We start from the raw sequence: 25849 nt of genomic DNA on the forward strand, positions 1-25849 counted from the left end.
CCTCGCCATGACTGAATTTCATACCTTGAACCACGACCAGCAAGTCGCCCGCCTGCACGATCTGGCTCGCCATGCGTTGCAACATTGGGAGGGCGAATTCGCCGAGATCGAACTGATCAAATTCCGCGAAAACGCGGTGTTTTCCGCCCGCCGCCAGGACGGCCAGCGTGTGGCCTTGCGCATCCATCGCAACGGCTACCACTGCGAGGCGGCGCTGCGTTCCGAACTGCAATGGATGGAGGCACTGGCCAGCGCAGGTATCACCGTTCCGCAAATCATCCGCGCTCAGGACGAGCGCCATTTGATCGAAGTGAGCCATGCCGAGATTGGCGAACGCCATGTCGACATGCTTGCCTGGTTGCCGGGCGCCACCGCCGGCACCTCCGAGGCTGGCGTGCAGGCCGACACGGAAATCGATTTTCTGTTTGCCGAAGCCGGCGCAATTGCCGCGCGCATTCACCTGCATTCGGCTGACTGGCAGCAGCCGGACGAGTTTGTCCGGCACGCCTGGGATGAAGAAGGTTTGATCGGCGCCAATCCGTTCTGGGGGCGGTTCTGGGAGCTGGAACAGCTGAGCGAGGAACAACGGGATTTGCTGCAACAGGCCCGGCGCACGGCGCGCCGTGACTTGCGTCAATACGGTCGGCACCTGGGTAACTTCGGCATGATCCACGCTGATCTGGTGCCGGAGAACCTACTGATCGAAGGCCCGCAATTGCGCCTGATCGACTTCGACGACGCCGGTTTCGGCTGGCACATGTTCGAACTGGCAACGGCGTTGTATTTCTGCCTGGACGACCCGCGTTTTGAGCAGATCAAAGCGGCGCTGCTGGCCGGGTACGACGCGGTCAAACCGCTGACCGAGGCGGATCACCGAACGTTGGCGTTGTTTCTGATGTTGCGTGGCACCACGTACCTGGGCTGGATTCATACCCGCCAGGGCACACCGACGGCGATTGAAATGGCGCCGATGTTGATTGAGCGGGCGTGCCGGTTAGCACGCGAATACTTACAGCAGTAACAACGCTTTTGTGGCAAGAAAGCTTGCTCCCGCGGGGCTGCGAAGCGACCCCGGTTTGCGACTGCTGCGCAGTCGAGCGGGAGCAAGCTCCCTCGCTACAAGATGTCCTCAACACAAACACAACCCTACAAAAGCAGGTGTATCAGCAATGCGCCCCGGCATGTTCGAGGCGATGAAATAACCGGTTGAAATACACCAGGCTGTCACGCGGTTCGCGCACGCCCACTTTTGTCAGCTCGACAAACATCACTGAATGCGAACCCACTTCCTTGCACTCGGTGATCCGTCCTTCCAGCTGCACCAGGGCATCGCGCAAGACCGGCACATCGGCAGCGCCGTCGTCCCACAGGTCCCAGGCAAAACGCTCGGCCATTGGCACTTTGGTCATGCCGGCGAAGTGGCGGGCCAGTTCTTCCTGTTCGCCACACAACACGTTGACGCACAAATGGCCGTTAGTGCGGAACACGTCGTGGGTGGCGCTGTTGCGGTTGACGCACACCAGCACGGTGGGCGGCGAATCGGTCACCGAGCACACCGCACTCGCGGTGATGCCGCAACGACCGCCGGGGCCATTGGTGGTGATGATGTTCACTGCAGCAGGCAGCTGCGCCATGGCGTTGCGAAAGTCGATTTGCTGCTGGCTCAGGTCGGCCATGTCGATGCCCCTTCCTTTCAGGAGGACCGCTTTGATGCGGCCCGTAGGTGATGGAACAAGACTAAGGCCCGTTGCCGCGCGCAACCATTCTGACGATCCCCATGCAAAGGTTGGCTTTCCGCTAGTCGACTAGGTGGTTTCTTTATCGTCACGGCCCGTTGCAGTGGGTATTCTGCACACTGGCTCGAAAAAGATGAGCCGATGTCCGCCGCGCGTGCTTGCGTGCGATAACAACAATTAGAAATTCTCGTGGCAGCCCTGATGGAAACCCGCAAACCGATTGTTTACATCGTTGACGACGACAAAGACCTGCGCACTTCATTGGCCTGGTTGCTGGAGTCCGTCAGCGTCCAGGCGCAGTGCTTTGCCGGCGCCGAAGAATTCCTCAGCCAATACGACCCCAAACAGCCCGCCTGCCTGGTGCTGGACGTGCGCATGCCGGAAACCAGCGGCTTTCAGTTGCAGGAAATCCTCAACCAGCGCGGCAGCACGCTGCCGACCATCTTCGTCTCGGCCCATGGCGACATTCCGATGTCGGTGACGGCGATGAAGAACGGCGCGCTGGACTTCGTCGAAAAGCCCTACAACCCGCAACAGATGATCGACCGCATCCAGGCCGCGCTAAAGACCGCCGTGCACGCTCAGGCTGATCAGGAACAGCGCCAGAACCTGCAAGGCAAGCTCGCCCTGCTGACCAGCCGGGAGCGGGAAGTGCTGATGCTGGTGATCGATGGCAAGGCGAGCAAAGTGATCGCCCGGGAGCTGAACATCAGCGTGAAAACCGTTGACGTGCACCGGACCAAGATCAAGGAAAAAATGGGCGTGAGCAGCATTGCCATGCTGGTGCGCGAAGTGCTGCATTTGCCGACTGAAGAGCCGGTGCGGCACTGAGTGACTGGCGGCGGTCATGACGCCGCCATCGCTGGCAAGCCAGCTCCTACAAAGGATTTGTGGCGTATACCGCGTTCGTGTTCGCTGCTAATACCTGTAGGAGCTGGCTTGCCAGCGATGAGGCCGGCACATCCAGCATCCCCGGTGACTGACACCCCGCCATCGCTGGCAAGCCAGCTCCTACAAAGGATTTGTGGCGTATACAGCGTTGGTGTTCGCTGCTGGTACCTGTAGGAGCTGGCTTGCCAGCGATGAGGCCGCCACATCCAGCATCCCCGGTGACTGAGACCCCGCCATCGCTGGCAAGCCAGCTCCTACAAAGGGTTTGTGGCGTATACAGCGCTGGTGTTCGCTGCTGGTACCTGTAGGAGCTGGCTTGCCAGCGATGCGGCCGGCACATCCAGCATCCCCGGTGACTGACACCCCGCCATCGCTGGCAAGCCAGCTCCTACAAAGGATTTGTGGCGTATAAAGCGTTAGTGTTCGCTGCTGATACCTGTAGGAGCTGGCTTGCCAGCGATGCGGCCGGTACATCCAGCATCCCCGATGACTGACACCCCGCCATCGCTGGCAAGCCAGCTCCTACAAAGGATTTGTGGCGTATACAGCGTTGGTGTTCGCTGCTGGTACCTGTAGGAGCTGGCTTGCCAGCGATGCGGCCACTACATCCAGCATCCCCGGTGACTGACACCCCGCCATCGCTGGCAAGCCAGCTCCTACAAAGGATTTGTGGCGTATACAGCGTTGGTGTTCGCTGCTGATACCTGTAGGAGCTGGCTTGCCAGCGATGCGGCCGGCACATCCAGCATCCCCGGTGTCTGACACCCCGCCATCGCTGGCAAGCCAGCTCCTACAAAGGGTTTGTGGCGTATACCGCGTTGGTATTCGCTGCTGGTACCTGTAGGAGCTGGCTTGCCAGCGATGAGGCCGGCACATCCAGCATCCCCGGTGACTGACACCCCGCCATCGCTGGCAAGCCAGCTCCTACAGTAGATCGGGGTCAGATTTGGCTGTAGCGCTTGCGGTAGGCGCCGGGTGACACGCCGAAGCGCGATTTGAAGGCCGAGGAGAAGTAGCTGGAATCGGAGAAACCCCAGGCGTAACACAGCGCCGAGAGTTTCTGCTCGACATCGCTGCGGCGCAGGTTTTCCGCGCAGAAGTCCAGGCGCCGGTGCTTGATGTATTGCGCCACCACCAGGCCGCGCTTGGAGAACATGCGGTACAACCCGCGCACCGACACTCCCACCTCACGGGCAATCATCTCGGGGCAGAGTTCTTCGTCGCTGATGTGCTGATCAATGAAGGCGATGATTTTGCGGAATTGCCGTTCATGGGCGTCGCCGTTGTTCTCGCTGGCGCTGATCCCCGGCAACAACAGACTGGCCAGAGCGTCGAGCACGGCTTCGCTTTCCTGCATGTCCAACCCCTCTTGCTGACGGGTTTCCAGCACCAGACGATTGGCCATCGCGGCCAGAGGACTATTGGACGCGATACGCGTGGCGCAATTGACCGCATTGAAGTGCGATCCACGCTCCACCACCTGGCGCGGCATGATCAGCGACAACTGGCGGGAGTCGTCGTTGTAGGTCATGTCGCTCGGGCGACTGGCGTCGATCAGCGCAATGTCGCCACAGCCCAGGCGCGCCCGGTTGTCGCCCTGCTCCAGTTGCGAACTGCCGCGCAGCTGGAACACCGCGTAGTAATGGCCGTCGCTGCTGACGCTGACGTCCTTGCTGGTGCGATACAGGTGCACGTGCGCCATGTCGACGACGCTGAGTTTGATCGCGCCGCTGCGGAACTCCGCCAGCTCGCCATAAAAATCAGTGTCCAGCGCGCGGGCATCGAAACGCCCGCAGGCCTGGTTAACCTGGCTCAGCCAACTGTCGAACGCCTCATTGCGCACCGCCGATGGAGTAATCATGTCCGCAAAGCCTCACGTGTTTGTTGTTATTTGCCGGCCTCTTCGTCGAGCGGCTCGGTAAAAATGTTTCGTCTTCCCCCATCGTCTCCCTCGATGGTCGCCGGGCGCCATTCAACAGGCTCCGGCGACAGCTTTCCAGTGAAGAAAGCGCTTAGATGTCCAATACCAGACGAGCGGAAAGCGCGCGGGAAACGCAGGCGCAAATCTGCTTGTTGGAGGCTTTTTCCTTGTTCGAAAGGCAGTTGTCGCGGTGCTCCGGCAAGCCATCGAGCACTTCGACGATGCAAGTGCCGCAGATGCCTTCGCGACACTCGGTGTCGATGTCGCAACCATGGGCCTGCAGCACGTCGACCAGGCTGGTATTGGCCGGTACTTGCAGTACCACGCCGGAGCTGGCCAATTCCACTTCGAAACTGCCGGCCGGGGCGCTGTTGGCCGCTGGGTCCGCCGCGAAGTGTTCCAGGTGAATGGCGTCATCCGAACGGCTGCGGGCGGCGACTTCCACCACTTTGTTCATGAACGGTGCCGGGCCACAGGTGTAGACGTGGGCGGCATTGCCCGCGCGGTCCAGGCACTCGCTCAACGCGCCATCCAGATCGCCCGGTTCGACGCCGTAGTGGAATTCCACGTGGTCGGCAAAATTAGTCGCCAGCAATTCGGTAAACGCGGCGTACTGCGCCGAACGGGCGAAGTAATGCAGGCGATACGGCTGACCGCTTTCCGCCAGTCGATAGGCCATGCTCAGCAGCGGCGTGACGCCGATACCGGCAGCGAACAACACATGTTCGGAGGCGGCCGGGTCGAGGCGGAACAGGTTGCGCGGCGCCCCCATTTCCAGTTCCATGCCCTCTTCGACTTGCTCATGCAACGCCAGCGAGCCACCGCGCGATTGCGGTTCTTTTTTCACCGCCACCAGGTAGGCGCGGCGATCCTGCGGCGGGCTGCACAGGGAATATTGGCGGGTTACGCCGGTCGGACCGGTGAGGTCGACGTGGGCACCCGGTTCATAGGTGTCGAGCGGCTGGCCGTCACTGCGCACGAGGCGAAAGGAACGGATATCCAGCGCTTCCTCGACGATCCTTTCGATTTTCACCTTCATCATGGCATCACCTGAATACTGTTGTTTTTTGTTATCGCGGCACCCTTGGGTACCCTGTTCTAAATGGCGAACGACACACTGTAGGAGCCGGCTTGCTGGCGATGAGGCCCTTGAAAACGCCATCGCCAGCAAGCCGGCTCCTACACGGTTATTTTCCGGTCGCAATATCAGCGCATGTACAAGCCACCATTGACGTCCAGGCACGCGCCGGTTACGGACGTTGCGTTGTCGGCAATCAACAGCAACACGCTGTCGGCGATGAACGACGGATCGCCGAGAGTGCCGGACGGAATCATCTTCAGAATCTGTTCAAGACGTTCCGGCGCGACGGATTCACGCACGATTGGCAAGTCCAGCGGGCCCGGCGAGATGCTGTTAACCGTCACGCCTTGCGGCGCCAGTTCGCGGGCGAAGACCTTGGTCAGTGTCGCCACGCCGCCCTTGGCCGCCGCGTAATGCGCGCCGGTGGCGGTGCCGCCGTTTTGTCCGGCCAGGGAAGCGATGTTGACGATGCGACCAAAGCCACGTTCGGCGAAATGCGCGCCGAACACCTGGCAAGCGACAAAGGTGCCGCGCAGGTTGATCGCCATCGACTCGTCGAATTCTTCCGGCGTGATGTCCATCAGCGCCGCGACTTTCGACACGCCGGCGTTGTTTACCAGCACGTCGGTGCCGCCCCAGCGCTCGGCAAGCAGGTCACGCGCCTGCTGGAAAGCCGCTTTGCTGCGCACGTCGAGCTCGATGGCGATGGCACTGGCGCCAGTGCTATCGAGTTCCAGGGCGAGGCGTTGCACGCCATCCAGTTGCACATCGGCCAGGCCAACGCGATAACCCGCCGCGTGCAGACGACGAGCGATGCACTCGCCCAGTCCACGCGAGGCACCTGTTACAAGGGCCACTCGACTCATGATGTTGCCCTCACAAAAGGAAGCCGAGCGCGCTCAGGCTGTCGGTGGAGTTGATCAGCCGCACCACTTTTCGCTCCAGCGACGGCACGCCATCGGTGAAACGAATACGGTGATTCAGGTCCGCCACGAACGGCGTATGCACGCCGCGCTTGTAGGCGTACAGCAACTGCGCCGAATTGACTTCGACGATGTCGCCGGCCGCTTCCACGAGACGGAAACGCGAGACCGTGCGAATGGTTTTCGCCGCGTCCACCGCCGACGGCGAGTAGCCGGCGGTCAGGCGTTCGATGCGCAGGTCACGCATGCGCGCGTCGTCGTAGGCGTAGTTCAGCGTTGCTTCGAAGTCCTCGGTGTCCGGGTCGATCGGCACGATGTACTTGCCGCTTTCGCTCCACAAGGTCGCCCATTCGGCGTAGTTCTTGTGGTCGAGCAGTTCGGCTTCGCGCCAGATGAATTCGATGGCCTGGGCCAGCGGGCCGGAAAAACCGTTCAGGGTGTCGTGATTGCTCATTGGCTCATCATCCTTTTCCACATGTCGTAGGCTCCGCGCATGCCGCCCTCGTCGGTGGCGTGGCTGACCTTGTCGCCGTTTTCGGCGGTGATTTCGCGGTTCAGTCCGCGGTTGACCAGGATTGGCGCATCGACACCGGCGTACGATCCGCGCTGCACGCGGTCCCAGGCTTCGGCGTCGTCAGGACTGCCGAAACCGAACGGGCCCTGGAAGTGTTCGTGAATGCGCATGCGTTCGCGGTTGGCGATTTCCGGGCCACCGTCCATGCCGAGGGCCACGTGGCGGATCTCGGTTTCGGTGACCGACACAGGGCGCAATACGCGGAAGAACGACATCGACATCGCAATGTTCGGGAACAGGTTCAGGTTGAACCCGGCGCCGTGCAGCGAACGCACGATGCGGCGCACCTGTTCCGGCGGCATGGTTTTCGACAGTTCTTCAGTAACGTGAGCGAAGCGCTCTTGCAGTTGTTCGGTGCCGTCGTCGTGATCGAGATCGACGTGCTCCGGCACCATCACCATCACGCTGTGGCCATTGCCCAGGGAATGAGTGACGGCTTGTTCGTCGGTCATGAACGAGAGCATTTCCGAGGTTTCTTCATCCACCGAGGACATGAACGACTTGTGCACGATCGGGAAGTGGTAACCGTCGGTGGTGTTTTCCAGCTGGATCTTCCAGTTGCCCTTGAAGCTGAACTTGTGTTCGCCCTGGGTTTTGATCGGGTAACCGGCGCCCTGCTTCATGAACAGGTCCATCCAGTGTTTCGCACCGCCGAGGAAATCTTCCAGCGGCTCGATCTCGTCGTTGTAGCTTGCGAAAACCATGCCGGCGTAGCTTTCAACGCGCAGGCTGGTCAGCGGCAGCTCGGACTTTTCCAGGATGCCTTCGTAGCCATCCGGATACGGCAGCGCACGCAATTTACCGTCCAGGCCATAGGACCAGCTGTGGTACGGGCAGGTGAAACCGGTGGCGTTGCCCTTGTGCTTTTCGCACACGGTGGCGCCACGGTGGCGGCAACGGTTTTCCAGCACGTTGATGTTGTTCTTCTTGTCGCGAACAACGATCACCGGGCGACGGCCAATGGTGGCGGTCTTGAAGTCGCCGCTGTTGCGCACTTCGCTTTCGTGGGCAACCCACACCCAGGTGCGGTAGAAAATCTTCTCGAGCTCGGCTTCGAACAGCGCCGGATCGTTGTACAGCGAGACATCAACGCGGTCGTGCTGGACCAGTTGGTCCATGCTGCGCGATGTGGCGATCAGACGGTTTTCATGAGTACTCATACGGTCCTCCTCATGCTTTCTTTTTATGATTTGGGGTCGACCGTTCACCGGCCATGCTTTGTTGCAACTGCGCCCCGAAGGCGCAGACCAATTCGTCCTGTCCTTTACCGCCGACGATTTGCAGGCCGACTTTCAGCCCACCGCAATCGAGTTCCACCGGCACCGTCAGCGCCGGGTGGCCGCTGAGGTTGAAAGGCCGTACCAGCGGAGTCATGCCGGCCACGGCTTTGCTGCCGGCGCGGGCTTCGCTGAGGGTTGGCGGCAAGGTCGGCAACGTCGGCAGCAGCAACACGGCGAAGTCTTCCAGCGCCGCATCCACCTGTTGCGTGAAGCGCGCGCGCACGGATTCGGCCAAGGCCAACTCTTCGCGTGTGGTGCGGCTGGCCGCGAGCAAACGTGTTTCCACATCCGAACCGATCAGGCCCTTGCCGGTCAGGTGACCGAACGCGGCCCAGTTTTCGAAATTGATCACGGTCAAACCGGCAGCGAAGGCCGCTTCGAACTCGCTCAGGTGCAGGCTGCTACGACGCCATCCGGCGCGGTCGGCAGCGGCACCGAGGCTGGCTTGCAGATGCGGATCGCAAGCCACTTCGAGGAAGGCCACCTTGGCGCCGTCACCTGGCAAGCCCTGCACTGCGAAGCCTGGGCAAATCACTTGCATCGCCTCGATCAGGTCGTCCATGGATCTGGCGAACGGCCCGACGCAATCGAGGCTCGATTCCAGCGGATGCGCGCCGACACGGCTGACGCGCCCGTAAGTCGGCTTCAATCCGGCAACCCCGCAGCACGCCGCCGGCACCCGCACCGAACCACCGGTGTCGGTGCCGATGGCGATATCCGCCAGACCCGCCGCGACCGCCGATGCCGAACCGCTGGACGACCCGCCCGGCACCCGATCAGGCGCTTGCGGGTTGATCGGCGTACCGGTCCAGTCGTTGATACCGGTGACGCCGAAGGCCAGTTCATGCAGGTTGGTCTTGCCGACAATCTGCCAGCCAGCGCTGAGGATCGAGTCGACCACTTCGGCGTTTTTGCTGGCTGCGGGGGCATCGGCAAACGCGCGGCTGCCCGAACGGGTCGGATGGCCGGCGATGTCGATGGAATCTTTGATGGCGACGCGTTTGCCGCTGCCACCGAGCAGAAATTCGCTGATGAAAGTACTCATGCATTCAGCTCCGTATTGAACAGCCGTTGCGTGCGGAAATGCGCGATCAGCCAGACATCGTCGACACAGCGGAAGTCGATGTTCAGGCGCGTGCCGAACAACTCGTTGCGGCCATCGGCGTAGGTGGAAATCTGCTGCATGATCCACTGCCCTTGCGCCGTGCCGCCGGCGACCACGATCGACTCGCTGGTGAGGTAATGCAGGTTCAGCTTGAAGTGGTCCGACGGCGGCAGGTAACCACCGACAAATGCGGCCACCGCGTCACGTCCACGATGCTGGCCAAACGTCTGCGCGGTGGTAGTGCCCAGGCCTTCCCAGAGCGCATTTTCGGTAAACAACCGAGCCAACTCGCTGACTTCAACCGGCGCCCGCGGCACATCGCACAGGTCCATGTAGCGCGCCATCAGGCGACGCACTGCACTCTCCCCTTCGAGCGTCGCCAGACGCTGCAGCAAGGCCTGGTCCATGGCTTACACCTTGGCCGCGTCAGGGATGGTCAGCGGGCGACCGATGCGCGCTTCGATCTTGGCGTAGCGCCACAGGCTGTACTGGCCAACCGGCGTGGTGCGGAACAGGTTGCAGGCGTCGATCACCGACTGGTGGCAGTCGACGTCGGCCATGATGTACACGGTCCACGGCGATGTGGTGGACGGGCCAACCATCAAACGGTCGTCATCCATCGCGCCGAGCACGGTGATGCCGGGCATCGCGCCGAGGTCGCCCATCATCTGGCTGAAACCTTTCCAGACGCTCAGGCCTTCGCCGGTCGGCAGGTCGAAAAAGTTCTGGGTGATGCCGATGCAGAAGACGACGCGCAACGGTTCTTGAGTGGTCTGGGTCATGAGTGTTGATCCTTTTGAAATAGAGAATTCAGATGTAGCCCGGGAACGGCGGTACGCCGAGGAACACCGAGCCAGCGCCGTCATACAGCCCTTCACTGAGGAAGGCGTGCTGGGTCACCACCATCGAATCACGCAGGTAGCGTTGCAGCGGATGGCGCAGGTAAATGGCGGTGGTTCCGGCGAGGCTGTAGGCGCTTTGCACCACTTCGGCACCGGCTTGGGACACGTGGATGGCGGACAGACGCAGCAGGCTGGTTTGCTCTGGCGTCACCGGATTGCCGGCGACGATCGAGTTCCATACCTGTTCGGTGGCGCTGTAGAAGAACCCACGTGCAGCAGCGAGCTTGGCTTCAGCCTTGGCGATTTCGATGCGTACGTAAGCGCGATCGGACAGTTTCGGCGCGCCGGTGATGCCACTGCCGCCAGCCATGCGGCTGATTTCATCAAGGGCAGCGCGGGCCAGACCCAGGTTAACCACCGCCAGCACTTGCGCAGCGTAGGCAATCGATGGGTAGCGGAACAGCGGCTCGTCGATGGTCGCAGCCCCGCCGCGAATGAAGGTCCAGCGTTCGTCGACACGCTTGTCACTCACGCGCAGGTCATGGCTGCCGGTGCCTTTAAGGCCGACCACGTCCCAGTTTTCGACGATCTCTACCTGCTCCGGGCGGAACACGGCGGTGCGTGGCTTGCCGCCCGCAGCGCCGATGCCGACACCAAGCAGGTCCGCGCCTTTACAGCCGCTGGCGAATTTCCAGGTGCCGTTGACCTGATAGCCGCCTTCTACCGCCTCCGCCGGTTGCAGCGGAAACAAGCCGCCGGCGAACACCAGGTCCGGGCTATCAGCATAGAGTTCGGCCAGGGTTTCCCGTGGTAAAGCCGCCAGGTAGACACCGGCGCTGCCGAAACTGGCCACCCAGCCCGCCGAACCGTCGGCTTCGGAGATGCGTTCGATCATTTGCAGGAACAGGTGCGGTGCCAGGGCGTCACCGCCGAAGCATTTCGGCGTGGCGGCACGGTAGATGCCGACCTGCTTGAAGCGCTCGATCATGTCCCGAGGCACGTGGGAGCCCGCGTCGAACTCGTCGCGACGTTGGCGCACTTCGTCCAGCACTTGCGCAAAGGCAGAGCTATCGACCATGGGTTCGACCGGGACGGTCAGAGGGTCTTTTTCGGCGACAGCGGAACGCAGCATGGGCTAGTTCTCCATTTATTATTTGTAAGCCGCAACCATGCTGGAGGCGTGGCGACTGTTGATACGCATAGGCAATTGCGGCGACCAAGCCTGTAGGAACCGGCTTGCCGGCGATGAGGCCCGCAGAATCTGCGGTGCTCTCAAGGCCGTCATCGCTGGCAAGCCAGCGCCTACAGAAATGTGGTCAATTACAGTGCCGTGTAGAGACCGATGCGTTGATGGCTCCAGTGTAAAAACCGCTTCCCGGCGCAACTATTGGTGCGTGTAGCCCCCAAACTAAAGAAAACCCCTAGATCGCCCCCGGTTACCTCTGAGCGCGTCCCCATGCGCGAGCGGGTATAAAAAGCCATACTTCTGACTTCACCGGTCGGAACCCTCTGCCGCCAAGGGCTGTGCGATGTATTTGCCAAAACCGAACGACTTCTATGCGCTGATCGAAGCCATGCCGCTGTGCATCATTCTTCACGATGCGCACACCAAGGAAATTCTCTGGGCCAACGCCGCCGCCCTGTCGGCGCTGGGCTTTACCCTGGAAGAACTCACGCCACTCAAAGCCCCGGACATGACTCGCGATGCGCCGAAGTACCGGCGTTCGGTGGGTTTGCGTTGGCTGGAGGGCGCCGCGCGCACGGGCCAGCGCGCCATCGAATGGTGTTATCGCTCCAAGCAAGGGGTGGAGATTCTTTCCGAGGCGGTGGCGACGCTGGTGCACCTTGAAGGGCGCGATGTGCTGATGGTGCAGTTCCGCGACATTTCCAAGGAAGACAAGGTCAAGCGCGACCTCAAGCGGTTCGAAAGTCGACTGAAGGCATTCATGCAGGATCTGGCCGAAGGCGTGGCCGTGCTCGGTCCCGAAGGGGACATCCGCTTTATCAGCGACTCCGCCACGCACTTGCTCAACGCTGAGGCGCACAAGCTGATCGGCAAGAACTTCCTGGCGTGGTGCGATGACTCGTCGCGCCAGCGCCTTTTGCAGCAACTGGCCATTGTCACGCCAGAGCACTCGCCGTTCAGCGTGCACTACAAAGTCCAACGGCAGGATGGCGAGTGGCGCTGGCATGACGCGACGTGCCGCTACATTGAAATTGAAGACGACCTGGTCGGGCATCTGCTGTTGTTCCGCGATGTCACCGAGCAGGTACAAGCCGAAGAAGCGCGACGGGTGAGCGAGCAGAAACTCGAATACCTGGCGCGCTACAACGCCATGGGTGAAATGGCCGTGGCGATTGCCCATGAACTGAGCCAGCCGTTGGCCGCCACCCGCAACTTCATTGAAGGCGCGGTGATTCGCCTCGGCAACGTGGCAGACACCGATCAAGGCGTCGCGTGGGGATTGCAAAATGCCGTGCGGCAGATCGAACACGCCTCCGTGATCATCAAGAGTGTGCGCGAATACGTGGTGAAGCTGGAGCAAAGCGAAGAGCTGATCGACCTCAACGAGCTGCTGCGCGAAACCCGCTACTTCATCAGCCTGCGCGCCGACCCGAGCCTAGTGCGCGTGGAAGTCGTCACCTCGTCGGAGCCGCTGCGGGTGAGTTGCGAGAAAGTGCTGATCGGTCAGGTGATTCTCAACCTGGCCTTCAATGCAATTGAAGAGATGGCCGATCTGCCGCTTAAACGGCGTTTATTGCGCATCCACGCCAGCGCCGACCAAGGCGTGGCACTGGTGCGCATCGAAGACTGCGGACGCGGTATTCAGGCGCACGCACAAGAGAAGCTATTCGATGGCTTTTTCTCGTCCAAGGTCAGCGGCAACGGCATAGGCCTGGCGTTGTGCAAGAACATCATCGGCCGGCATCGCGGTGATATCTGGGCGCAGAACCAGGAACCCTGTGGCGCCGTGTTTACTTTCTCCCTTCCCCTCGCGCCTGCCGCCTGAATCCTGTGGCGAGGGAGCTTGCTCCCGCCGGGTAGCGAAGCGACCCCCAATTTTTTCCAGACACACCAAATCGCCCGGTTTTACGACTGCTGCGCAGCCGAGCGGGAGCAAGCTCCCCCGCCACAGGGGATCCCGTTCTCCGGTTTTATGACGTGCCAGTGACACTGGCACAGACACACAAACACTTGGCAGAGAGAGCAATTCTCCCGTTCGCCGGGCGAGGCACTATTCAATCGTCAGAATCTGCCCACTCACCCGCGATCCGCGTTACCAACAATTCAGGAAGTTCCCCTTATGCGAACAAACAGGATCTCCGTACAGTCAGCGCTAGGCCTGAGCCTGCTTGTACTCGGTTTGAACAGTGCCCGCGCGGACCTGCCCGCCGACACCATCGGCCAGACCACCTTGGCATTCCCCGCGGAACCGCACCGGGCGTTTGTCGTTGACGTCGAGTTCGACAGTTTTGTCGCCGGCCGTGTCACCGTCGTCGACCCCGACCAAAAACGCGTGCTGGGCATGGTCCCGACCGGTTTTGCCGCGCCTTCGACCCTGAGCCATGACGGCAAGCTGATCTACAGCGCCGACATCTGGTACTCCCGTGGCACCCGTGGCACCCGCACCGACGTGCTGACCGCGTGGGACAGCTCGACCCTGTCGCCGGCCTGGGAAGTGTTGATCCCGAACAAGCGCGCCGAGTCGCTGACCCAGCGCTACGGCCTGAAAACCAGCGGCGATGATCGCTTTGTCTACGTCTACAACTTCACCCCGTCGACCTCGGTGACCGTTGTCGATACCCAGACCAAGGCCGTCGCCTCGGAAATTTCGATTCCTGGCTGCGTGCTCAACTACCCGGTTGGCAATCGTCGTTTCGCCTCGTTGTGCGGCGATGGCAGTCTGCAGGTAGTAACCCTCAACGATCAGGGCGTGGAAACTGCGCGCAACCGCACGCCATTCTTCGACCCGAACGCAGAGAAACTGGTTGAGCGCGCGGTCAACGTCGGCGACACCTACTACTTCACCACCACTACTGGCACCGTGCGCGCCGTGGATTTCTCCGGTGACACACCGAAAATCCTGCCGAGCTGGTCGCTGGTAACCGATGCCGAGAAGAAAGCCGGCTGGGCACCGGGCGGCTGGCAGTTGATGGCCGTCGCGCCGAAGTTGAACCGCTTGTACGTGCTGATGCACGACGCCCACGAACCAATGAAGTGGGAAGACCCGAGCACGTTCATCTGGGCCTATGACCTCAAGACCATGAAGAAAATCGCCACCCTGGAAGCCCCGGCACCGGTGTGGAGCATGCAAGCCACCGGTGACGACAAGCCGCTGTTGCTGGGCACCGACGTTGAAGGTGGTTTGCAGATTTTCGACCTCAAGACCAACAAGCACACCGGCAGCATGGCAAAAGTCGCGAAGACCGCGACTCAGGTCATGAGCTACTAAACGAGGTTCGGCCATGCAATCAGATCCGATCTTCATCATTGCCAGCGCACTCGCCATTTCGGCGCTGCTGGCCAGTGCCGCGACCCACAAGGTGCGGGCACCGGCGCGCTTTGCCAAACAGCTGGCGGACTACCAACTGCTGCCCGATGCGCTGGTCCGCCCTAGCGCCCGGTTGATCCCGCTGCTGGAACTGGCCATCGCTTTCGCGCTGCTGGTTCCGGTCACCCGGACCTGGGCTGCGTTGAGCGCGGCCAGCCTGTTGGCGCTTTACGCCGCTGCTATCGGCATCAACCTGTGGCGCGGTCGTCGCGACATCGACTGCGGCTGTGCGGGCCCGGATCAGGCGCAACCACTTCGCCCGCTCCTGCTGCTGCGCAACAGCGTTGTCGTAGCGGTGGCGCTGCTGGCCAGCGTGGCGCCGGTTGTCCGTGACATGACTGTGTTCGATGGCTTCGTGACCGTGGCTTCCGCCGCTGTCGCACTGCTCATCTACGCCGCGGCCGATGGCCTGCTGGCGAACTCCCCTCTTCTGCTCAAATTGATTGGTAGGTAATCAAAATGGAAGGCTTGATAGTTTCCAACGTTCTGCTCTGGGTACTGCTGGTGGCCGTGGCGTTTGTCGTCATGGGCCTGGTTCGTCAGATTGGCGTGCTCCACGGTCGCCTGGCCCCGGCCGGTGCACTGATGGTCGACAAAGGCGTGGCCGTCAACGAAGCCGCCCCGCAAATCACTGCCGCCGACCGTAAGGGTCGCCCGGTGAACTTCGGTTATGCCGGTGAAAAATCGCAACTGCTGTTCTTCCTCTCGCCGACCTGCCCGATCTGCAAGTCGCTACTGCCGGCAATCAAATCCATCGCCAAGGAACAGGCCGGGACGCTCGACGTGGTGTTCGTCAGCGATGGCGACATGGACGCCCAGCAAGCGCTGATCCGCGAGCACAAACTGGAAGACGCCACCTACGTGGTCGGCCCGGAAGTCGGCATGACTTACCAGATCGGCAAGCTGCCGTACGCGGCGCTGATCGACAAGTCCGGCACCCTGCGTGCCAAAGGCCTGGTCAACTCCCGCGAGCACCTGGACAGCCTGTTTGAAGTTGAGCATTTGAAGCACGCCACGCTGCAGCAATACCTCAATGCCCAACCGCACACCCACGATCATGACCACAGCCACGGCCATAGCCACTGATAAGGCAGGGAGACGTTTATGAAACTGCTGGATCTGTTGTTCGAACGCTCGACGCGCCGTGTTGCCGACACTACTTCGCGCCGCAAACTGCTGTCGCGCATGGGCTCGCTGATGGTGGCCGGTGCCGCCCTTCCGCTGCTGCTGCCGCTGGACCGTACCAGCAAGGCACTGGCCGCCACTGACCCGAAAGCCGGTGATCCTGGTGATCCGAATAGCTGCGACTACTGGCGCTACTGTTCCATCGACGGCTTTCTGTGCAGCTGCTGCGGCGGGTCGGTGACGTCCTGCCCACCGGGTACCGAAGCCTCGCAAGTGACCTGGATCGGCACCTGCCGCAACCCGGCCGACGGCAAGGACTACATCATTTCCTACAACGACTGCTGCGGTAAGCAAAGCTGCGCCCAGTGCGCCTGCACCCGTAACGACAGTGAAGAACCGGCCTACCGCCCGTTCAACAACAACGATGTGAACTGGTGCCTGGCCGCCAAATCGCACATCTACCACTGCACCGTTTCGATCATCCGCGGCGTGGCGGTTTAACACGCGCTTTACCGCCGATTGCCTGGGTAACCGACATCTACTCTGTGGCGAGGGAGCTTGCTCCCGCTGGGTCGCGAAGCGGCCCCAAAAAAATGGGACTGCTGCGCAGTCTAGCGGGAGCAAGCTCTCTCGCCACAATGGGGATGGGGTCCTGGGCAATCGGCTTTTTTTTTCGTTAAGCGTTGTTTTTTCTTCGGTAAGACCTGCCACCCGCAAAAAAGGTACTTGTCATGCGTATGTTGCTTTCCCTGGGCCTGGCCTGCGTCATGATCGCCCCGCTCGCTCATGCCCGGGCCATTCCCAACCCCGGGCAGCGCCATGCTCCGGGTAATGAAGAATTGCAAAAGCCGATTGCCGAGGCCGGGTACAGCGTAGGCGTGAACTACCAGTTGCAATGCGCCGGTTGCCACTTGGGCAACGGCATGGGCTCGGCGGCCAATGACACGCCTCGCATGGCAGGTTTTGTCGGCAACTTCCTGAAAGTCCCTGGCGGTCGCGAATTTCTGGTGCGCGTGCCGGGCATGTCGCAATCGGCGCTGAACAACGGCCAACTGGCCGACCTGCTCAACTGGCTGATGCGTGAAGACGGCATGGCGGGCAAAAGCAGGCCTGCGGACTACCAGCCCTACACCGCCGACGAAGTGGCGGCGTTGCGCGCCAAAACCATGCTCAACCTGCCCGGCACCCGCGCCGAGCTGATCAAGCAAATGCGAGCGCAAGGCATCGCAATTGAAGATGGCATGAATTACTGAGCAACACCTGCAAACCTGTGGCGAGGGAGCTTGTTCCCTCGCCACAGGCTTTTTGTCACGCCTCTGGCCACAGACTTGCTCCGACTGTTGCCCCATGCACATCGATGCCTATAGACGCTCGTATGGCTTTTGCTACAAATCAGCGCTGAATCCAATGGAATAAATTTCCGGTCCGGGGTTCTACCCAAACGTCGCAAATCAGTGAATCATTGCGCTGTGCCGCTAAAGTGACAGCACCCGTCGCCACACCCGCCAAAAGCCTGTAAATTTCGCTGGTGGGTTGCTTATCACGGTGACGCTAACGCTCTCAGGCGAGGGCAGTATTGAACTGAATCGCGTCACCAGTAAGCGCGAGGGGCAGCAGACATGAGGTCTATCTATGATTTTCGAGCCCAACCGTAGTCGTTCCGTACTCCAGCGTAGAAGCAGTACCAGTATTGTTATTCAGGCCGCGCTCGACGGTGTGGCAGTGACCGGCGTTGCCTGGTATTTGATCAACTACCACATCGGTTACATAACGCAGGCCTATGTCATCATGGTTCTGTTGTTGCTCGGGGCATTGTCCGTCGTTTACGACCACTATGCTATTTACCGGAGCAACGTTGGTTTCGCCGTTAAAGCCTTCAAACTTCTCAAGGCATGGACTGCGGTTTTTTGTTTCCTCGTTGCCATGGCATTTCTAACCAAACAGAGCGAACAATATTCGCGCTTATTGGTTGGGGAGTTATTTGTTATTGGTTATTTTGTTCAATTGCTCTTGCATCTCGCCACGCGCGAAGTGCAAAAGAAGTTCCTGGCCCACCCGACTCAACGGGAAAACGCTCTAATCATTGGCTCGGGAAGTCTGGCTAACTACCTTCACCAGAAAATCAGTAACAACCCCTGGCTGGGTGAACAAGTCGTCGGCGCTGTATTGATCGGTGGCGTTGAAGATCACGGTAAAGATGGTGCGAAAAGCACGAATCGCTTGCCGATCCTGGGCAATATTTCCGACCTTGATGAGTTGGTGACGCAATACTCCATCCGAACCGTTTATTTCGTGACACCGCTGGATAGTTCTCAAGTCATCAAGGACGTTTATCTGAAGTTGTTTGATAAACACATCGCAGTGAACTGGGTGCCTGATATTTTCTCACTGCGCTTGATCAACCACAGCGTTCGGGAAATTGCCGGTATTCCGGTGCTGACCTTGTCTGAAACACCGCTGATGGGAATGCGCCTGTTCCTGAAGAATCTCGAAGACAAAGTGCTGGCCTTCCTCATCTTGCTGTTTGCGGCGCCGGTGCTGCTAGCCGTAGCGATCGCCATCAAGCTCGATAGTCCCGGGCCGGTATTCTTTAGACAGGAACGCATGGGATGGAGTGGCGATTCATTTCGTATCTGGAAATTCCGCAGCATGGTCGTCCATCAGCCTGAGGAAGGTTCCGTCAAGCAGGCAGAAAAAAATGATCCGCGTAAAACCCGGGTCGGTGCTTTTATCCGGAAAACCAGCCTGGACGAACTACCGCAGTTGTTCAACGTACTGATGGGGGAAATGTCCCTCGTAGGCCCGCGCCCACACGCCATTGCACATGACGCGCAGTACTCGCCGGACATCGCGGACTACTTTGCACGTCATAACATCAAGCCAGGCATCACCGGCCTGGCGCAAGTTCGTGGCTTTCGCGGTGAAACGAGAGATATCGAGCAGATGATCCGGCGTGTTGATTCGGACATCGAGTACATTAACAACTGGTCGCTCTGGCTCGATTTCACCATTCTTCTGCGTACCGTCCTGGCTTTCACCGGCAAGCACGCCTACTAGCGATTCTGAAAGGTCACCTCACCCGAAGAAGTTGTCATGACGGAAATAGGTCCAGCGTCCGCTCAACTTCTTCGGGGTCGATCCTGAAGCCGTCCCCATCCGGTGTACCAACCACAAAACCAAAATTCTGGTGATCACGATCCGTCAGATATTTGAAGAAGCATAGAAAGCGATTAGGCGGCTGCAACACCAGAAGCGAACCTCCCGGCTTTAGCACATTAACGCCGTGTATAAGATGACTCCCCTCAATCCCAATTACGGTTCTTGCGCCCGCACAGGCTGCCACAATGGTTGGCACGTCGGATTTCGCAGGATCGATAATTCGAAATCCCCTGTGTACGCGCAAATATTCGGCAAGTTCCAACTCATTGCGCAACAAACGCAGTTCACCCGTGCCACCTCGCAAAATAAACACGCCAGGGTGCTCGCTGTACTCAACGTGCGATAGCAACTTCTCCCCCATCGCACGGAATCGCAAATGCTTGTTTCGGTTTTGACAAAGATCGTCAAAGATCACCAGTTCACGGAAAAACGCATCGCGTACACGAAACGGCTTCATGCCAAGCCATTCCTCATAACCGGGGGCATGAAGTATGCCGGTCCTGCTTGTGGAAACCAGGTTGGCGGATTGCGCAGTGGTTACCGGAATGCCTTCGTTGCATGCCAATGGGTAAGTAATGCAATCATCCATTAACCACGAGCCAAACCATTTATTTCCACCCGAGGTGCAATACATGGCGCCACGGTCGATTTCATTTTCTACGCGAATTCTTGGCAACCATTTGGATCTGGGAGTCAAAGAGGACTTGGCATTGCCTTTATAAAGCGCGCCATCAATTAACCAGACATCTTTGAGCAGGTATGCGCGCGTTGGACCGTGCTGGACCTCTCCAACCCCTTCCATGGTGCGGCGGGGATGTTCGAAAGGATAAAAAAGGTCACCAGCCCATCCTGTCACGCGTTCGAGCTGACCTGGCAGGAAAAAAGCGGGAGGAGCAATCGCTATTTCGCCTGGAGCAATTTCCCACGTCTTTACGGCGACGCTTTGCAGCGTCAACGCCTGCTTGCGTGCAAGCCGTGTTTTAAAGATGTGCTTGTACGCAGCAAGACTCCACTTTGTTTGACCGCCACTCGTCAATGTACTGGCTTCTGACATATGAATTCCCATCGAAATAGCGTACGTGGCCAAACAGGTTTAACCGCACTTCTTCAAAATCGACAACCTGTTCAAGTGGATACGATGCATTCCAAAACAGGGGGTGACTTCAGGTGAGTGTAACGGCTACCCAGGGTGTCCAAAAGCTCGCCTTCCGGCTTTTTGGCACAGTGCAGATAAATTTTGGACAGCCCGCCAAATCCCATTTCACGGTACCGGTTGGCTACTTCTTCATCGCTCGGCCCGTCAGGTAATCCAAGATGAAGCGTCAGTTTTTTGCCTTCCAGCGCAAACAACGGTGTTTCCCAGAGGAACTGCGCCGCGCCCGTCCTTGGCAGTCGGACAAACAGATAGCCGTCGTTGCCCAACGTATCTACATCACCGCCACGTCTTCTTTTCCACTCAAGAAGCCCATCGTCCGGTCGCGCCAGGCAAGTGCCGATATCGTAGTAATCAAATCCGTTTTCAATCGCCCACTCAAGCGCCATAAACGTCGTAATAGAGTTTATTTCGCGTAGTTTTTTATGGTCTGAAAACACCGTATCCGGGTAGCCGAAACGGATGGTGCTCCAGTAACGCTTCCCGGCCCGCGTAATCACGCATCCAAGGTGGCATGCGACAACCTGGTCCTCCAAAAGTACCAGGTCGAGCCGACCGGCATTTTTTGCCACCCGCTGAACTTCGTGCGATTCAATTTGGGAAGCGGATGCGCCATGCCTAGCTCGGGCGTAAGGCTGAAGCATTTCCCTGTCTGCAGTTGTAATCTCGCCATCGTTCACTGCCCGTCTCATACGATAGCGCAGGCGGTTTTTGCGCAAATTGCGACGCAGCTCGGTGTTGTATCTCGCCGTGATTTCATCCAATGACCTACCGAGCGGCACAACTGCGCTCAGGCTTCTGGGCACACACAGTGCACCGGGAACGGGCATCTCACTGACCAGCACGGTCCGACTTGATTTCTTCACCTGAAGTAGATGATCCACTTCCTGAGGTTTCGCGCCCAAAAGGACCTGCACAAATTCCCGCTGGCTTTTCCTGCCGACATAAAGAATGTCATGAAGGCTTTCTTTCTGTAGTTTAAATCTGACAATTTCCCAGCGCCAGAAACAGGCCCGCGCAAATACATCTCGTAGCCAAGCGATAGCTTTTCTTATCTCAAACCGCACCGAAGGAGAGATCAGCTTATGTATCGGCATTGCTACATATTCTTTCATTTCTATTAGCACAATTAAGAAAAGTTCATTTAAGTTTATAAATCAACAACATATAAACCATAATCAGCAACTCGAAAGCCAAGTAAAATCATCAAAGTTTGAAAATACATTCAATCAGGACACATACATGACCCGCGCACCCAAACACTTGATAAGGCAAGTGGGAGTAAAGATGGTACGTCGGCGTTTTGCAAGGTGATCGAACACTGGTCAGAAAAGTTCAGATTGGTAATGGATTTCCAGTTACAGCGCCAGATTATGGAACAAAAATGCCCACAGCCTGACTGCTGGAGCCTGCCCGGTATAGGATGTCAACAAAGTGTAATTTGTGGCAAGTGTAGCATTGGTTAAGTCATCGGCCGTCCGCAGATCAGCGTGCGCAACAGGAACGCTGGATTACCCATCACATAACGCTTGAACAATCGCTTTGGCTCGCTGGCGAGCCTATAGACCCACTCACATCCTAAAACCCGGACCCATCGAGGCGCTCGCGTAACCTTGCCTCCGAGAAAATCGAGAATCGCGCCGCCACACACCACCAGGCATGGCAAGCCGTTTGCGGCTAGCTTCGCCGCAATGGCTTCCTGCTTGGGCATGCCCATACCCAGCACAATCAATTCTGGCTGTATGTCCCGGGCAAGATTTATATAAGTGTCGGTCCCGGCAAAGCCGTGATGTGCAGAAACGATATTCACCGCAAACAGTGCTTCGCAGTGCCGAACCGCATCAGTCAAAAAGGGCTCTTCAGTCCCCCAGAAAGCCACACGCCGACCCTTGAAGGCAGCCAGTAATTTGGGAATGAAGTCGGTGCCATTCATGTTGAGCCCTGGCTCGAGGCCAAGCCGGCGAAACAGGATGGACATGCCGGAGCCGTCTCGCAACAAAACGTCAGCGGACGACAAGGCGTCGTAATAGTCGGCGTTTCCTGCCACCAGGTTCATGGCATGAGCATTAACGAAGCCAACGACTGTCGTTGCCTCAACCCTGGATAAGGCATCAATCAGCGCTTGCTCATCTTCCACTGCGTTGACCACCCTCAATTTCTGGATGATCGTTTTCCAGTTCTCCTGCCAGGCCAATACACGCATCAGGAGTCATCTCGCTTCGAACGCACCCACTCAACCTGGCGCTTGACCAAGAAGCCGAGATACAGAGGAATTTTCTTCAACGCGTAGAACGGCGCATACATCAAGGCGGAAAAAGACAGAATGCCGCGGCCAAACTGGCCCCATGCGAGCAAGATCGCCACACTCAATAGCGTCATCCCGATAGTCGCTATCAAGGCCGGCGTCAGCGCTCCACCCAGGAAAAATACCAGCCAAGACAGGCTGAAGGCCGCTGCCAAAACCAACGTCAGCAAGGCCAGTGGAGGCACCACGACGTCTAGCGTCATCACCAGAAGGCTCCAGTTACGCCGGCGGATCGACTCCGCAACCAATTTTGGCGTGTCGCCAAGGATTACCCCGAGGTGACCATGCTCCCAGCGCTTGCGTTGGGTACTCAAGCCCTCATCACTGCGCGGGAAATAACTGCTCACCAGAGCCTCAGGGCAAAACAACGGCGGCTTGCCGCCTCGGCAAAAATCCAGGCCCATCTTCAAATCTTCGACGAGGTGGCCGCTGGCCAAATCGATCAAAGCCAAATCACGCCAGACGAATGCCATTCCCGAGCCCATCAAGGGACAAGGTAACCCGAGCAAGGCCCAACCTCGCGGCCGCACCAGATTCTTCACACACCAGGCAAACTCGGCAAGCCGCACTTTCAGCCCGGAATCCGCGGGTGCATGCATCAAATAAAGTGCCTGCACTGGTCGACCCGTTTCCAGGCAACGCTTGGCCAAACGTTCGATAGCGCCCTCGCCAACCTGGCAGTCGGCATCGATAATGATCAAGACGTCCGGCGCAGCGCTGGCCAGGTGACGCACACCGAAATCCAGCGCGTAACCCTTGCCACGTTGCCGTTCATCACTGCGCTCCACTACCTCGGCCCCGGCTGCGCGAGCCACTGCGGCCGTGTCATCAGAACAATTATCCGCAACCACCAACAGGCGATCGCCCTCGCGCAACTGCGCCCGGATGCTGTTCAATGTCGCGACGATGATCGAGGATTCATCGTGTGCCGGCACCAGCACCGCTACCCGCGGCCGCGACACTTGTGTCGATGTGCGAGACCGCGCTGGCAGGCAAGCCAGTAGCACCTGTACAAACAGCACCAACACCGGCATGACGATGAGTATCAGCAGTGCACTGAACAGCCAACCCAGTAACGTGATCATGCTTGCGCCTTAAACAGTTCGGCCAACTTGGCCGCTTCGGTATCGATATCGTGGCGCTCAAGCACTCGTTGATAAGCCGCTTCGCCCATCCGCTGCAACGCCTCGACAGGTTGCGCGAGGCAGTCCGCCATTGCCTCCGCCAATTCACTCACTGTACCCGCAGGGAACAGCCAGCCGTTCTCACCCTGACGCACCAGTTCGGGAATGCCCGCGACGTAGGTGGTCAGTACCGGTCGGCGCAACGCCATGGCTTCCATAATGACCACCGGCAAGCCTTCGGCGAAACTCGGTAGCACCAAGGCCCGCGCCGCAAGAATTTCCGCCCGCACCTGCTCGCTGCTTATCCAACCGGTAATTCGCACCTGAGCCTGCAAACCATACTGCGTCATCAGCGCTTCGATTTGCCCGCGCATTTCCCCATCACCGGCCAGCACGATCTCAAATTCCATGCCTTGCCCTGCCAGAATGCGGGCGGCCTCAAGCAACAGCAACTGGCCTTTTTGCTCACACAAGCGCCCCACGCAAACCAGGCGTGGCACGGAGGGCACTGCCACCGCCGGCACATCGTGAAACGCCCGCTCCAGACCGCAATGCACCACTTTTACCTTCGCCCAGTGTGCATGCTCCACCCAGCGAAACAGTTGGCTGCGCCCATAAGAGCTGATGGCCGCCACAAAAGCCGAGCGCCGGACTTTCTCACCCAAATGAATAAACTGCGGCTTATCGAATTCTTCCGGGCCGTGTACGGTAAAACTGTAGGCAGGCCCGCCAAGGGCGTTGGCCAGCATCACCACTTCGGTGGAGTTGGTGCCGAAATGCGCGTGCACGTGCTTGGCGCCGAATGCTTGCAACCAGAACAGCACACGGCACGCCTCGAACAAATAGATCAAATGATAGGGCCAGGAGCGATCGGCGCGCTGTCCCATCCGCAGCGCCAGCCACAATGTCGAAAAAAAGCGTCGCGGCTGCGCGCGCAGTACCTTCAACACCGGCACAAACAGCCCTTTGACTCCGCCCTGCAACACATAGTGGGTTTTATCGCGCTCGGACACGTCTTCGGCATCGACCAGCTCGGCATCCCAGCCACGCAAAGCAATGCGCTGTACCTGGAAACCCTGACGTTCCAACGCCAGAATTTCACGACGAATGAAGCTATGGCTGACCTTGGGGTACTGATTGATGAAGTAAGCGATGCGCATAGGGCTCAAATTAAAACCTTGTCTATGTTTGCAAAAGTTTGATCCAGAAGTTCATAGCGCCTGCGATACATGGCACGTTTTTTTGCAGCAATCTCTTCGAGCGGCTTCTTGGACATGACCATGGGAATCTCAAAAAAATCTTCTCGCGATGAAGGTATCGCTCCATGCTCCAGCCAGATCGAATCGTAATTCGCCGCTAACTCTTGGGACTTCTGAGCGCCAAAATAGGGGTGACGATGATGACGATACCCGTCTCCAACCGCATAAATTTTTTCGACGCCAATTTTGAGGGCGATATATTTAATTACTTCAATCAAAAAACTTCTTGGGCGAAGTCCTTCAAAATCCTTGGTGAGATCCCGGTAAATAGTCAGGGAAGTGTCACTGTCTATCCCCTTGTGAATGCCTTGAACTGCACCGACAAAAATACATAGCTCACCTTCGGCGTAACTCAAAGTGAAGGCTATTGACGCAATGCGTAAATCACCCTGGAACAGGTTCAGCACCAGCTCCCCTTCGCGCATGAACCAAATCGGACGGTCCAGTACCAACGAACAACCAGCAGACCATTGCGACAAGTCACTCAACACCAGACTTTCATTTCGTCCAAAAAGCAAGAGCTGCGGACAGCTTTTGGTGACGACTTCATAGTGCGAAGCCAATACATTTAGTCGATCTTGAGGACTCCAACTGCTGCTGATGTACGGCCAGTGAACAACCCCCACGCAATCGTTCCCCAGCTTCTCGAAACCAGATTTGCCAAGGGAACGCGACATGCGCGACGAAAACGAATTGAGTTCGGACCAGTTCTTTCCGGCCAACGTCAGCAACTTGAACTTATTTTTCAGTGCTCGAGGCGAATACCCTGGATGCAAGGAAAAAGCGCTTTTGAATACCAGCCAATAGTTCATTGAAGT

General features: G+C 58.6%; 25 protein-coding genes. 9 read left to right on the forward strand and 16 right to left on the reverse strand.

What is annotated here, in order from left to right; translation table 11 throughout:
- Nucleotides 1-7 precede the first annotated feature (7 nt).
- Entirely contained in the window at nucleotides 8-1021 is a 1014-nt protein-coding gene (locus tag ABVN21_RS12750) for a phosphotransferase (protein WP_339556414.1), read from the forward strand.
- 142 nt (nucleotides 1022-1163) lie between these two features.
- Here ABVN21_RS12750 and hpaC read toward each other — a convergent pair whose 3' ends face one another.
- Nucleotides 1164-1676, reverse strand: coding sequence for a 4-hydroxyphenylacetate 3-monooxygenase, reductase component (gene hpaC / locus ABVN21_RS12755; RefSeq protein ID WP_034150251.1), 513 nt, complete (start codon nucleotides 1674-1676; stop codon nucleotides 1164-1166).
- Between the two features lie 261 nt (nucleotides 1677-1937).
- Between hpaC and ABVN21_RS12760 the strand changes: the two genes are divergently transcribed.
- Nucleotides 1938-2567, forward strand: coding sequence for a response regulator (locus ABVN21_RS12760; protein ID WP_034150252.1), 630 nt, complete (start codon nucleotides 1938-1940; stop codon nucleotides 2565-2567).
- Between the two features lie 1000 nt (nucleotides 2568-3567).
- Here ABVN21_RS12760 and feaR read toward each other — a convergent pair.
- The 9 genes from feaR to ABVN21_RS12805 form a co-directional block, all read right to left on the reverse strand.
- A complete protein-coding gene (gene feaR, locus ABVN21_RS12765) occupies nucleotides 3568-4488 on the reverse strand; it encodes a transcriptional regulator FeaR (protein WP_339556869.1) in 921 nt (306 codons plus the stop codon).
- 151 nt (nucleotides 4489-4639) lie between these two features.
- Nucleotides 4640-5590, reverse strand: a complete 951-nt coding sequence (locus tag ABVN21_RS12770) for a PDR/VanB family oxidoreductase (RefSeq protein WP_339556870.1) — start codon at nucleotides 5588-5590, stop codon at nucleotides 4640-4642.
- A 164-nt stretch (nucleotides 5591-5754) separates the two neighbouring features.
- Complete coding sequence (locus tag ABVN21_RS12775) at nucleotides 5755-6495, reverse strand: SDR family NAD(P)-dependent oxidoreductase (RefSeq protein ID WP_339555321.1); 741 nt, start codon at nucleotides 6493-6495, stop codon at nucleotides 5755-5757.
- Nucleotides 6496-6505: 10 nt separating this feature from the next.
- Nucleotides 6506-7006, reverse strand: a complete 501-nt coding sequence (locus tag ABVN21_RS12780) for an aromatic-ring-hydroxylating dioxygenase subunit beta (protein ID WP_175379792.1) — start codon at nucleotides 7004-7006, stop codon at nucleotides 6506-6508.
- Nucleotides 7003-8286, reverse strand: a complete 1284-nt coding sequence (locus ABVN21_RS12785; RefSeq protein WP_339555320.1) for an aromatic ring-hydroxylating dioxygenase subunit alpha — start codon at nucleotides 8284-8286, stop codon at nucleotides 7003-7005. The genes ABVN21_RS12780 and ABVN21_RS12785 overlap by 4 nt, the downstream gene beginning before the upstream one ends.
- A gap of 10 nt (nucleotides 8287-8296) precedes the next feature.
- Complete coding sequence (locus ABVN21_RS12790; protein ID WP_339555319.1) at nucleotides 8297-9451, reverse strand: amidase; 1155 nt, start codon at nucleotides 9449-9451, stop codon at nucleotides 8297-8299.
- Nucleotides 9448-9918 (reverse strand): nuclear transport factor 2 family protein, encoded by a 471-nt coding sequence (locus ABVN21_RS12795; protein WP_339555318.1) that lies wholly within the window; start codon nucleotides 9916-9918, stop codon nucleotides 9448-9450. The genes ABVN21_RS12790 and ABVN21_RS12795 overlap by 4 nt, the downstream gene beginning before the upstream one ends.
- A 3-nt stretch (nucleotides 9919-9921) precedes the next feature.
- Nucleotides 9922-10293, reverse strand: coding sequence for a hypothetical protein (locus ABVN21_RS12800; protein WP_034150260.1), 372 nt, complete (start codon nucleotides 10291-10293; stop codon nucleotides 9922-9924).
- Nucleotides 10294-10321: 28 nt separating this feature from the next.
- Nucleotides 10322-11485, reverse strand: coding sequence for an acyl-CoA dehydrogenase family protein (locus ABVN21_RS12805; RefSeq protein ID WP_339555317.1), 1164 nt, complete (start codon nucleotides 11483-11485; stop codon nucleotides 10322-10324).
- A gap of 397 nt (nucleotides 11486-11882) precedes the next feature.
- On the opposite strand from ABVN21_RS12805, the gene ABVN21_RS12810 reads away from it, so the two are divergent.
- The 7 genes from ABVN21_RS12810 (at nucleotide 11883) to ABVN21_RS12840 (ending at nucleotide 19088) form a co-directional block, all read left to right on the forward strand.
- On the forward strand, nucleotides 11883-13364 hold the full coding sequence (locus ABVN21_RS12810; protein WP_339555316.1) for a PAS domain S-box protein: 1482 nt from the start codon (nucleotides 11883-11885) through the stop codon (nucleotides 13362-13364).
- A gap of 294 nt (nucleotides 13365-13658) precedes the next feature.
- Nucleotides 13659-14807 (forward strand): amine dehydrogenase large subunit, encoded by a 1149-nt coding sequence (locus tag ABVN21_RS12815; RefSeq protein ID WP_339555315.1) that lies wholly within the window; start codon nucleotides 13659-13661, stop codon nucleotides 14805-14807.
- A gap of 13 nt (nucleotides 14808-14820) precedes the next feature.
- Nucleotides 14821-15360 carry a MauE/DoxX family redox-associated membrane protein gene (locus ABVN21_RS12820; protein WP_339555314.1) on the forward strand — a complete coding sequence of 180 codons (540 nt, stop codon included), beginning with the start codon at nucleotides 14821-14823 and terminating at the stop codon, nucleotides 15358-15360.
- Nucleotides 15361-15365: 5 nt separating this feature from the next.
- Nucleotides 15366-15992, forward strand: a complete 627-nt coding sequence (gene mauD, locus ABVN21_RS12825; protein ID WP_339555313.1) for a methylamine dehydrogenase accessory protein MauD — start codon at nucleotides 15366-15368, stop codon at nucleotides 15990-15992.
- Between the two features lie 18 nt (nucleotides 15993-16010).
- Nucleotides 16011-16532 carry a methylamine dehydrogenase light chain gene (locus tag ABVN21_RS12830; RefSeq protein WP_027620621.1) on the forward strand — a complete coding sequence of 174 codons (522 nt, stop codon included), beginning with the start codon at nucleotides 16011-16013 and terminating at the stop codon, nucleotides 16530-16532.
- 230 nt (nucleotides 16533-16762) lie between these two features.
- Nucleotides 16763-17284 carry a cytochrome C gene (locus ABVN21_RS12835; RefSeq protein ID WP_339555312.1) on the forward strand — a complete coding sequence of 174 codons (522 nt, stop codon included), beginning with the start codon at nucleotides 16763-16765 and terminating at the stop codon, nucleotides 17282-17284.
- A 379-nt stretch (nucleotides 17285-17663) separates the two neighbouring features.
- The gene (locus ABVN21_RS12840) at nucleotides 17664-19088 is read left to right on the forward strand and encodes an undecaprenyl-phosphate glucose phosphotransferase (RefSeq protein ID WP_339555311.1); all 1425 of its coding nucleotides are present in this window, start codon (nucleotides 17664-17666) and stop codon (nucleotides 19086-19088) included.
- A gap of 34 nt (nucleotides 19089-19122) precedes the next feature.
- Here ABVN21_RS12840 and ABVN21_RS12845 read toward each other — a convergent pair whose 3' ends face one another.
- The 6 genes from ABVN21_RS12845 to ABVN21_RS12870 all read right to left on the reverse strand — a co-directional run bounded on the left by ABVN21_RS12845 (nucleotide 19123) and on the right by ABVN21_RS12870 (nucleotide 25843).
- On the reverse strand, nucleotides 19123-20256 hold the full coding sequence (locus tag ABVN21_RS12845) for a glycosyltransferase 61 family protein (protein ID WP_339555329.1): 1134 nt from the start codon (nucleotides 20254-20256) through the stop codon (nucleotides 19123-19125).
- A 59-nt stretch (nucleotides 20257-20315) separates the two neighbouring features.
- Complete coding sequence (locus ABVN21_RS12850) at nucleotides 20316-21458, reverse strand: hypothetical protein (RefSeq protein WP_339555310.1); 1143 nt, start codon at nucleotides 21456-21458, stop codon at nucleotides 20316-20318.
- A gap of 347 nt (nucleotides 21459-21805) precedes the next feature.
- The gene (locus tag ABVN21_RS12855; RefSeq protein ID WP_339555309.1) at nucleotides 21806-22546 is read right to left on the reverse strand and encodes a WecB/TagA/CpsF family glycosyltransferase; all 741 of its coding nucleotides are present in this window, start codon (nucleotides 22544-22546) and stop codon (nucleotides 21806-21808) included.
- Nucleotides 22546-23733, reverse strand: coding sequence for a glycosyltransferase family 2 protein (locus ABVN21_RS12860; RefSeq protein WP_339555308.1), 1188 nt, complete (start codon nucleotides 23731-23733; stop codon nucleotides 22546-22548). The genes ABVN21_RS12855 and ABVN21_RS12860 overlap by 1 nt, the downstream gene beginning before the upstream one ends.
- Nucleotides 23730-24932, reverse strand: a complete 1203-nt coding sequence (locus tag ABVN21_RS12865; protein WP_339555328.1) for a glycosyltransferase — start codon at nucleotides 24930-24932, stop codon at nucleotides 23730-23732. The genes ABVN21_RS12860 and ABVN21_RS12865 overlap by 4 nt, the downstream gene beginning before the upstream one ends.
- Before the next feature lie 5 nt (nucleotides 24933-24937).
- Nucleotides 24938-25843: a DUF535 family protein gene (locus tag ABVN21_RS12870; protein WP_339555307.1), complete on the reverse strand. Its 906-nt coding sequence runs from the start codon at nucleotides 25841-25843 to the stop codon at nucleotides 24938-24940.
- Nucleotides 25844-25849 lie beyond the last annotated feature (6 nt).

Origin of the sequence: Pseudomonas sp. MYb327 (genome assembly GCF_040438925.1) — a bacterium.
In the GTDB taxonomy this organism is placed as follows: domain Bacteria; phylum Pseudomonadota; class Gammaproteobacteria; order Pseudomonadales; family Pseudomonadaceae; genus Aquipseudomonas.